General features: G+C 41.8%; 7 protein-coding genes and 4 tRNA genes. 8 read left to right on the forward strand and 3 right to left on the reverse strand.

Translation table 11 applies throughout. The annotated features are described in order from the left end of the window. Positions 1–111 precede the first annotated feature (111 nt). The gene (locus tag ACW689_RS12470; protein ID WP_476291798.1) at positions 112–1,380 is read right to left on the reverse strand and encodes a S41 family peptidase; all 1,269 of its coding nucleotides are present in this window, start codon (positions 1,378–1,380) and stop codon (positions 112–114) included. 236 nt (positions 1,381–1,616) lie between these two features. Between ACW689_RS12470 and ACW689_RS12475 the strand changes: the two genes are divergently transcribed. After that, positions 1,617–1,784 (forward strand): hypothetical protein, encoded by a 168-nt coding sequence (locus tag ACW689_RS12475; protein ID WP_476291800.1) that lies wholly within the window; start codon positions 1,617–1,619, stop codon positions 1,782–1,784. 116 nt (positions 1,785–1,900) lie between these two features. Here ACW689_RS12475 and uvrB read toward each other — a convergent pair whose 3' ends face one another. Both uvrB and ACW689_RS12485 read right to left on the reverse strand, forming a co-directional pair. After that, positions 1,901–3,913, reverse strand: a complete 2,013-nt coding sequence (uvrB, locus tag ACW689_RS12480; RefSeq protein ID WP_476291802.1) for an excinuclease ABC subunit UvrB — start codon at positions 3,911–3,913, stop codon at positions 1,901–1,903. After that, positions 3,913–5,289: an MATE family efflux transporter gene (locus ACW689_RS12485; RefSeq protein ID WP_476291804.1), complete on the reverse strand. Its 1,377-nt coding sequence runs from the start codon at positions 5,287–5,289 to the stop codon at positions 3,913–3,915. The genes uvrB and ACW689_RS12485 overlap by 1 nt, the downstream gene beginning before the upstream one ends. Before the next feature lie 1,024 nt (positions 5,290–6,313). On the opposite strand from ACW689_RS12485, the gene ACW689_RS12490 reads away from it, so the two are divergent. From ACW689_RS12490 to rsxB, 7 genes are all read left to right on the forward strand, one after another. Beyond that, a tRNA-Asn gene (locus ACW689_RS12490) sits at positions 6,314–6,390 on the forward strand. A gap of 20 nt (positions 6,391–6,410) precedes the next feature. Continuing rightward, positions 6,411–6,487 (forward strand) — tRNA-Asn (locus tag ACW689_RS12495). A gap of 18 nt (positions 6,488–6,505) precedes the next feature. Continuing rightward, positions 6,506–6,582, forward strand: a tRNA-Asn gene (locus ACW689_RS12500). Positions 6,583–6,607: 25 nt separating this feature from the next. Beyond that, a tRNA-Asn gene (locus tag ACW689_RS12505) sits at positions 6,608–6,684 on the forward strand. A gap of 125 nt (positions 6,685–6,809) precedes the next feature. Further along, positions 6,810–8,753, forward strand: coding sequence for an EAL domain-containing protein (locus tag ACW689_RS12510; RefSeq protein WP_476291806.1), 1,944 nt, complete (start codon positions 6,810–6,812; stop codon positions 8,751–8,753). 200 nt (positions 8,754–8,953) lie between these two features. Beyond that, positions 8,954–9,535, forward strand: coding sequence for an electron transport complex subunit RsxA (gene rsxA / locus ACW689_RS12515; protein ID WP_476291808.1), 582 nt, complete (start codon positions 8,954–8,956; stop codon positions 9,533–9,535). 2 nt (positions 9,536–9,537) lie between these two features. After that, on the forward strand, positions 9,538–10,092 hold the full coding sequence (rsxB, locus tag ACW689_RS12520; RefSeq protein WP_476291810.1) for an electron transport complex subunit RsxB: 555 nt from the start codon (positions 9,538–9,540) through the stop codon (positions 10,090–10,092). Positions 10,093–10,099 lie beyond the last annotated feature (7 nt).

A 10,099-nucleotide genomic window follows, 5' to 3' on the forward strand; every position in this document is an offset into this window, starting at 1 on the left:
ATCGATTAAGTAAGTTAATACTTCTTATCAATTGAAAAATTATAAAAAACCGCCTGCTAAAAACTGGCGGTTTTTTTATAGGACGTAAACTCCAACGCCCTCGGCTCGTCGCTACTTTTGATTCAATACCGACAACGCCTTAACTAACGCAGGATCTTGTCCCTGCTCATCTCTATCCGCCGAATCTATGCGAACATGTGGTACAAAATCTTCTCTAAAGCTGCCGTTAATATGATACAAACGCTCAAAACCTAACTCTAGCCAAGTGTCGCTGTGTTCAAGTTGCACCGTTTTAATTCCACCCAGTAAATCTGCCATAGGTGCACCGATCACAGTGTGAGCGCCTATCGCGTCAAAACCAATTGTCATTCCCTCTCCCATACTGCCCGTCCAATGTCCGGCCAATACAACAAACGGTTTGCCGTAGTGCGGTAAGGTGGGTTCGACATAGGCGCTTTCCTTATCAGCTTGCGCATAAGGTACACCGATTTGTTGGGTTCGATAACGCTGATAGGCCGTTTTTTGTGTGACAAAGTGGCCCAGAATAGGTTCAGCTACCCCCGTATTTCCGCCACTAGGCGTATTGCGTAAGTCGATGATCAACGCTTTAGTGTCGCTGAGTTCAATTAAAGCTTGTTTAAACTCATCAACGGTTGCCATATTGCCAAGTGCATTATTGAAACGGATATAACCCAGCTTATCTATTTGTTTAAAGCTGACAGTCGGGCCCTCTCGAAAAGCATTTATCGCCTCATAACTTGCAGCAAGACGATATTGTTTACCACCAGTTTGATGCTCAATCGTAATTGTGCGCGCAACATTTCTAAAACCTCCTAAGCTGACATTGGCTGCAAAGTTGATTTGCTCTAACATCAACTGTGAGATATCTCGTCCAAGCACTTGTTCAACAGCCTGTTTCATAGGTAAGCCATTCACTGCTGTCACTATCATATTTGGACGAATACCAACCATATCTGCGGCAGAGCCCGCTTTAACATCAACCACCATAAATTGCTGATTTTGGTAATTAACATAAATATCCGAGCCGGTCGGGTATACACTAAAATCCTGTTCGTTGTATGGACCAAGGTTTAGGTGCGGGTCGTAAAAGTTGCGTAATAACTGCTGTGCAGTATCAGCAAAAGCTTGCTTTGATTGCGCCGCTAAAAGCTTTGGTGTAAATAATGCAAACAATGCATCCTTATCAACCCAGGCTCTATCGAGGTACGCGTACTGCTGCTCAAGGGTGCTTTTTAGCTCCAACCATGCCACATTTGCATTAAAATCCTGAGATGCGTTTTGTATCGACGCTTGCTGACAAGCGCATAACTCCAAAGCTAAAGCCCCAGCAAAAATTCCATTTAACATTTTGTTTTTCATTATTATTTATACCTATATGAAGCCAATGTTCCGATAATTACACATTGAATCGATAAAGCAAACGAAGCAAAACAAAAAATCGATTTTTTGCAATTAAAACAACAAAACAGCGCATTTTATGATGCACTATGGTATTACCTAGATACGGACAAGGTCTAAATCGGCCACTTTACATCCCATGATTTATCATGTTAGATAATGAACGGAACGAAAATTCATCAATAAGGAAAATAAAAATGAAATTACAATTAAAAAAGAAAAAGCTAGCGAAACTCTCAAAAGCCTTAAGTAAGCAACAAACGAATAATATTGCAGGAGGAACTGTCACAGCACCACCTAACATCACTGGCGATCCACAAGCCTGCCCTGATTACTATACGCAAGTCTGTACTTTTATCTGTTAATTCATCACAGGTATTAAAAAATAATGAGAAGGGTAACTATTCTCTTACCCTTCTAAAGCTTCAAAACAATAAAAAAATACAGTAAGAAACATAACGCTGAAGCTACATTTAACTTATCACAATCCTAACAACTGCTGCTGCAACTCATGTATTTGGTCTCGTACTTTCGCGGCTTGCTCAAACTCGAGTTCACGGGCATGCTGCATCATTTTCGCTTCCAATTCACTTATCTGTGCTGCCAATTGTTTTGGATCATCACTCGCTACGACTGCGCGTTTAGATCCTTTGCTCGGCTTAGGTTCTGCCACTTGATTATCAGTGACCTCCTCACCCACATCCATCACATCAGTGATCTTCTTGACTAGCGCTTGTGGTTCAATACCGTGTTTTTCGTTGTAAGCTTGTTGGATAGCACGGCGACGCTCTGTTTCCTCAATGGCCTTTTTCATCGATTTAGTAACAACATCGCCGTATAAAATTGCTTTACCGTTTAGGTGTCGAGCAGCGCGGCCTATTGTTTGAATTAAGGAACGCGTAGAACGTAAGAAGCCTTCTTTATCGGCATCCAAAATAGCCACCAAAGACACTTCTGGCATATCCAAACCCTCACGAAGTAAGTTAATACCCACTAGCACATCAAACACGCCTTTACGCAGGTCACGAATGATCTCCATACGTTCTACAGTGTCGATATCAGAGTGAAGATAACGCACTTTGACATCATGATCATTGAGGTAGTCAGTCAGGTCTTCTGCCATGCGTTTGGTCAGCGTAGTCACCAACACCCTTTCTTGTTTTTCAACACGCAAATATATTTCAGAGAGTAAATCGTCAACTTGCGTAGAAACAGGGCGCACTTCCAATTGTGGATCTAATAGGCCCGTTGGACGAATGACTTGCTCCGCTACATCCCCGTTGGATTTTTCAAGCTCAAAATCTCCTGGTGTTGCCGACACATAAATTGTCTGCGGAGCAATGGCCTCAAATTCATCAAATTTTAACGGCCGGTTATCCATCGCAGATGGCAATCTGAAGCCATACTCCACTAAGTTTTCTTTACGGCTTCTATCGCCTTTATACATGGCACCAATTTGCGAGACCGTGACGTGAGACTCATCAATGATCATCAAGGCATCATCGGGTAAATAGTCCAGTAAAGTAGGAGGTGGCTCGCCCGGTGCCCTGCCTGACAAATAGCGACTGTAGTTTTCTATGCCTGAGCAATAACCAAGCTCGGTCATCATTTCAATATCATACTGAGTTCGCTGCGCAACACGTTGCTCTTCAACCAGTTTATTATTCTCAAGCAGTTGCGCTCGACGCTCTTTCAGCTCTTCTTTTATTCTATCGATTGCATCGAGAATTTTTTCTCGTGGGGTGACATAGTGAGTTTTCGGATAAATGGTGGCACGGATCAGATGTTTTTCTACAGCACCAGTTAGTGGGTCGAACATACTAATGCGTTCGATTTCATCATCAAACATTTCGACACGAATGGCATATGAATCTGATTCCGCCGGGAATATATCTATGACTTCACCACGTACACGATAAGTACCTCGGCTAAAGTCCATATCATTACGGGTATATTGCAACTCAGCTAAACGGCGCAGCATATCTCGCTGATTAATGGTCTCGCCAACCTTGAGCAGCAGCATCATTTTCATGTATGAATCGGGATCACCCAATCCATAAATAGCAGAAACGGACGCAACAATAATCGTATCTCGCCGTTCTAATAATGCTTTAGTGGCTGACAAACGCATTTGCTCAATGTGTTCATTAATCGAAGCATCTTTTTCAATAAAAGTATCACTGGCAACAACATACGCTTCAGGTTGATAGTAATCATAATATGACACAAAATATTCAACTGCATTATCAGGAAAAAACTCTTTCATTTCCCCATAAAGCTGTGCGGCCAAGGTTTTGTTATGCGCCATAATAATGGTTGGGCGATTCAGGTTACTGATAATATTGGCCATGGTAAACGTTTTTCCCGTACCAGTAGCCCCTAGTAGGGTTTGATGTGCAAGACCCGCCTCTAGACCATCACATAACTGAGCGATTGCGGTTGGCTGATCACCACTTGGAGAAAATTCTGAAACGAGTTTAAATTCATCGCTCATTACGCATACTCCCTAGCCGAAGCACTGTGCATTTTCGCAACACTTGAGTTAAACCAATTAAAAGCAACCAAGGCGGTTACAAAGTTGCCAATGATGGCACCAATAAATAATCCTGTAAGCCCACCGATCAGTGATCCGACATATGCAAAAGGTACATAGAAAATAAACAACCTAACAATGCTTAATGCTAGCGCATTCATTGGTTTATGAAGCGCATTAAAAGAGGAATTAGATAGAATAATGACCCCTTGTAAGCCATAGCTCAGCGGCATGATATAAATAAATAGTTCTATCACACGTACCACTTCGGGTTCGTTACCAAATGTACGGCTGATCAAGCCTGAGAATAGCAGTAAAACCAGATAAATTAACAGCTGCCAGATCATGACAAACTGTAATGTCTTCTTGTAGGCATCTTGAACACGTTCATATTTACCCGCTCCAAAGTTTTGACTCACAAACGGAGGTAACGTCATCGATAATGCTAATACAACCAAACTCGCTATCGACTCAATTCGACTACCCACCCCAAATGCGGCAACAGCTTCAGGCCCGTAGCCTGCCACAATCGCAGTCATCACCGCCATCGCTAACGGGGTAAGCATATTTGCACCAGCAGCTGGAAAACCAATTTTGAGTATTTTTTTACTGGCACTTAGCACCCCTTGCTGGCCACCGTGCAAACTGAGTAAGCGTTTTTTAATGGCTAATAGATACAGAATGATAGCCACCGCCACAGACCAAGCAATCACACTCGCGATTGCTGCTCCTTTTATGCCCAACTCTGGAAATGGACCAATACCAAATATCAGTAAAGGGTCAAGCACTGCATTAATCAAACCGGCAAAGCCCATAATAAAACTGGGCGTTTTGGTATCACCACTGGCACGCAATACCGAGTTGCCAATCATAGGCGTGATAAGAAAAACACTGCCTAAAAACCAAATTGAAATATAGTCATAGATAAATGGCATCACCTGCTCATTGGCACCCAATAAATAAAATATCGGTTCAATAAACATGAAGCCTATGGCTGAGAGCGAAAAAACAAATACAGCGGATATCAATAAAGCGATGGTTGCATCAAAACGCGCCTCTTCTATGTTGTTGGCTCCGAGCGCCTTGGCAATAACTGCGGATGTGCCAATCCCCAAACCAATCGCTAAACTGATGACTGTGAACGTAACAGGGAATGTAAAACTCACCGCAGCGAGCTGTTCCGTTCCTAGCATACTAATGAAGAAAGTATCCACAATATTGAACATCATGAGCGTGATCATGCCGAATATCATTGGAACGGTCATTCTTTTCAGTGTGGCGGCAATATCCCCGCTTAAAATATCATTCTCTTTGCTTGAAGTGTTTATAGACGACATAGTTGTGACCTTCATTTATGAGCTAGGCATTTTAGATCATCCCAATCTTGAAACCCAGCCAATTTCGTAACGAATTTTAACGGTGTCGATTCTCTTTAAAATAGGGTATAAAACACACGTTACCTTCACTAGATTGGCATATACAGCAAAAACACACTAAAACCCCTTAAATGACAAATTAATTACATTTTTAACAGATAGCAGTATTTTTTTTGCACAACAAAAGGGCGTTATGGTCATAAAAAGTTCACTTTTATCAAAAACCACGCCAATTCTACATCAATTTATTAAAGTGTTGATTTTTAAGTAGAAAAATAATTTTAAGAAACATGTTGAAATGCTTGTAGTGCGCTATTTTCATAGCTTTGACACACTTCTCAAATATTAATAAACAATGTTATCCACAGATTCCGTGGATAAGTTGATAAACACCAATAAAATAAGGGCCTGCAGATAGATCGTTTCTTGTGTAGGAATAATTAATTGATGATCTTGACAAACTCAAAGGCTGGATCTTCCCTTTAAAAGGGGTTTTATTGGAACAAAGTCCTAACCCAAGCTAGAGACAACTTTATTCAGAAAATAAGAACAAAATAATAAACCCATGTTTTTAAAGGGTTAATTATAAAAAAGGGAAAATATATGCAAATAACCCGTAATAAATAAGCCTAACCTCCCCTACAACCTCGATGATGAGCAATAAAAATAGCCCATTGATGCGCGATCTTTTTATCTGGATCAAATAACGGTCATATTGATCGAAAAGAAAAGCACAAAAAAATTACAGTTCGTCCAATTTCTAGCTTAAATGCTTATTTATTACACTTTTTGTATTCCCTAGCAGTTTTCTGCTTTGATTGAAATTCACTATAAGCACCCGCCAAAGCCAATCTTTTTGGAATAAATTTCAACAAATCGAGTATAAAAGCAGCGAATGACACAGTTTTTTAATTTTATGACGTTTTATTTGTTGACACCTTGCAATGGGGTCATTAATATTTCGCCCCGTTGAGAGACACACGCTTCCCCCTTAGCTCAGTTGGTTAGAGCGACGGACTGTTAATCCGCAGGTCCCCCGTTCGAGTCGGGGAGGGGGAGCCAAGTTTCTTGATAAAAACGATTCCCCCTTAGCTCAGTTGGTTAGAGCGACGGACTGTTAATCCGCAGGTCCCCCGTTCGAGTCGGGGAGGGGGAGCCAAATCGTTTTAGTAATTGTTCCCCCTTAGCTCAGTTGGTTAGAGCGACGGACTGTTAATCCGCAGGTCCCCCGTTCGAGTCGGGGAGGGGGAGCCAAATTACTACATTTCTTTATTATTGCTCCCCCTTAGCTCAGTTGGTTAGAGCGACGGACTGTTAATCCGCAGGTCCCCCGTTCGAGTCGGGGAGGGGGAGCCAATATCATATTAATATAGACTTTCTCACGCTTTTGCACTACTCTATAACTGCTTGAATACAAACAAAAGTAGTTTGATTTAAGGTAACTTTCTTACCTCATTCACAGATAAATTGATGGCTAAATAATGGCTAGTTTTAAAAAGCTTGTACTATTACAATTTTTTTCTTGGTTGGTGTTTTCATTTTTAGGCATACTATTTTTTGCGGCTAGCTTTGATTCAGCCATAAGCACAGCCCAGCAAAGCGCCCAATCAATGGTTACGCACTACATCGAAGACAAAACCATGGCTGAGGTAACGCCTCAGCATATTCAGGCAGCTCTTGATGATGGCAACGTGTTTTCTACATTTATTGTTAGAGATTTTAGTGGCGAAACTATTCTCAACATTAGTGAACCAGATCCCCTGCCTTTGCTAGCACAAATTATAGAGTCGTTTATTAATGCCGTACGACCACAATTTGCTGTGAATAAAAGCAAAGACATCAAAATTGAGTTTGTTATTAATGCGCAAAGCCAAGGCCAATTGCTGCAACAGGCCATGTTATTAACGTTCGCTGTTACTGCCCTGCTTGCATTTATACCCATCTTTTATATGCGTGTCATTTATCAAAGGTTGATCCGTAATGTAAGCACGACGGTTGCCGACGCAGTAGATGTATATATCACTCGCAACCAGGCCAGCAATAACATTGACAGTGAATTTGATACAGAAGAAATGCAGTCTTTGGGTGCCGATCTCACCCCTTCTTTTAAGCGCTTGGCGCATTTCCTAAAAAGCAAAGAGCACGATATAAAAAGTGCTGCGCAAAGCATTAAACAAGAAGCCTATAAGGATGTTATCACTGGCCTAGGTAACAGAAACATGTTTGTTGAATATTATGAGCATCATGTTGAATCATCTACAAAGAAAGCATTTGGCAGCCTCGCCATGGTGCGTTGTAGTGAATTGCAAATCATTAACCAAACTCGTGGCTACCAAAAAGGTGACGAATATATTAAGTCTGTGTCTGATATCATCAAACATGTCAGCGGTACTTACACCGCCAGTCAAACCTTTCGGTTAAACAGCTCAGATTTTGCGGTTATTTTACCAAACGTACCTTCAAAAGAGGCAGAACATTTTGGTGAAACCCTACAAGCGCGCTTTACTCAGTTCCAACAAAACCAAGAGTTAAGCTCCGTGGCCAACACTGGCATTGTGCCTTATGAAACAGGCAAGCCACTTGGTGAGGTATTATCCATTGTTGATAACGCAATGAGCATGGCGCAAAGTAAACAAGCGAATGCATGGCACATTCAGCGTGAATCTGATTTAGTTAACAACGTAGGCGCAGGATTTGGTAATCAAAACTGGCGTAAAGTGATCACCGAAGTGATCAGCTCAAAGCGTGTTGCATTGATGATGCAAAACATCATGCCTGTTGGTAAAAACACCAAGGCTTACGCCGAGATCCAAGCCCGCTTTAAAACCGAAGAAAATCAAATGTTGCCCACAGCCTCTTTCTTAGCCATGGCTGAAAAGTTAGAAATGGCTATCGACATTGATAGGCTTATTATAGATACATCGCTAGAATTGATTAAAACTCGTAACTTTACTGAAAAATATTTTGGTATCAATGTGACAGCTTCAAGTGCTCACAGTGATCAGTTTGTGATCTGGCTTGAACGTCGCTTATTAAAAGATGCCAATATTGCGTCAAAACTGGTATTTGAGGTTAGCGAGTTTGGTTTACAGCAGAATATCAAAGCAAGTAAACGCTTTATCGATATGGTTCACCGTGTTGGCGCCCGCGTCACTGTAGAACGATTTGGTGTTGGCCTAACCTCATTTAAGTTCTTTAGAGACTTAAAGCCTGATTTTATAAAAATGGATGCCAGCTACACTCGAGGTTTAGAAGAAGACAAAAACAATCAGTACTTTATGCGTCTAATGGTTGATTTAGCGCATAGAATCGGTGTTAATGTTTTCGCAGAAGGTGTTGAAACACAAGAAGAAAAACATATTGTGGAAACCTTATGTTTAGATGGTGTACAAGGCTATTACATCGAAAAACCGAAAGAAATCTAATCCTATGAATTTGAGCGGGGGGCACCAACAAATCCCCCTGCCTATCTAAAACTCTGAACATCGTTTGAAAGTGTCAACAAATCTAAGCAATTACGCAAAGGTAAAGCTCAGTAGTTTTTATTTTTACTATGACCTAACGATGAAAACTTGTTAAAATTACCAACATTTAGCGCACCTTACTCAATCACCTTAGGACTGTAATGACCGAATATATCATGCTGCTTATTGGCACGGTGCTAGTCAACAACTTTGTGCTGGTAAAATTTTTGGGGCTGTGTCCATTTATGGGCGTATCTGGCAAGCTCGATACTGCTGTAGGTATGTCTTTGGCAACCACGTTTGTACTCACACTCGCTTCGGTTGTCAGTTATTTAGTCTATCAATATATTTTACTGCCGCTTGATCTCACTTTTTTAAGAACTATGAGCTTCATTTTAGTCATTGCTGTTGTGGTGCAATTTACTGAAATGGTGGTGCGTAAAACCAGCCCTACCCTGTATCGTTTACTTGGTATTTTCTTGCCGCTTATCACCACCAACTGCGCCGTTTTAGGTGTTGCACTACTGAATATCAACAACGACCACACCTTCATTGGCTCAGCCGTATTTGGCTTCGGAGCTGCAGTTGGTTTTTCTTTGGTCATTGTTTTATTTGCAGCGATGCGAGAACGCCTTGCAGCTGCCGATGTACCCACCCCATTTAAAGGGGCATCGATAGCAATGATCACTGCTGGATTAATGTCACTCGCCTTTATGGGCTTTACAGGATTGGTGAAGTTGTAGTCATGACCGTATTTTATGCTTTGATCGCGCTAGGCTCACTGGCGCTTATTTTTGGTCTACTCCTCGGATACGCCGCAATCAAATATAAGGTTGAAGGCGATCCAATCGTCGAGCAAGTAGACGCTATTTTACCGCAAACACAATGTGGACAGTGTGGTTATCCAGGCTGTCGCCCATATGCGGAGGCCATAGCCAATGGCGATGACATAAACAAATGTCCGCCAGGCGGCGAAGCAACCATGAAAAAGCTCGCCGACCTAATGGGCGTCGACCCCAAACCAATTGGTGGAGAGCAACAAGCTGAACCAATCAAAACCGTAGCCTATATTCGCGAGGATGAATGTATTGGTTGCACTAAATGTATTCAAGCCTGTCCGGTTGATGCCATTGTGGGTGCGACTAGGCAAATGCACACGGTTATTGAAGCTGAATGTACAGGGTGCGATCTCTGTGTCGATCCATGCCCGGTCGACTGTATCGACATGCTGCCCGTTGAGCAAACCAAACAAACTTGGAAATGGCAACTAGACGCCATTGCCGTAAAACAGATAGATTAAGAGGTTT

The sequence above is a fragment of the Pseudoalteromonas sp. ABE4_541 genome (assembly GCF_056312285.1).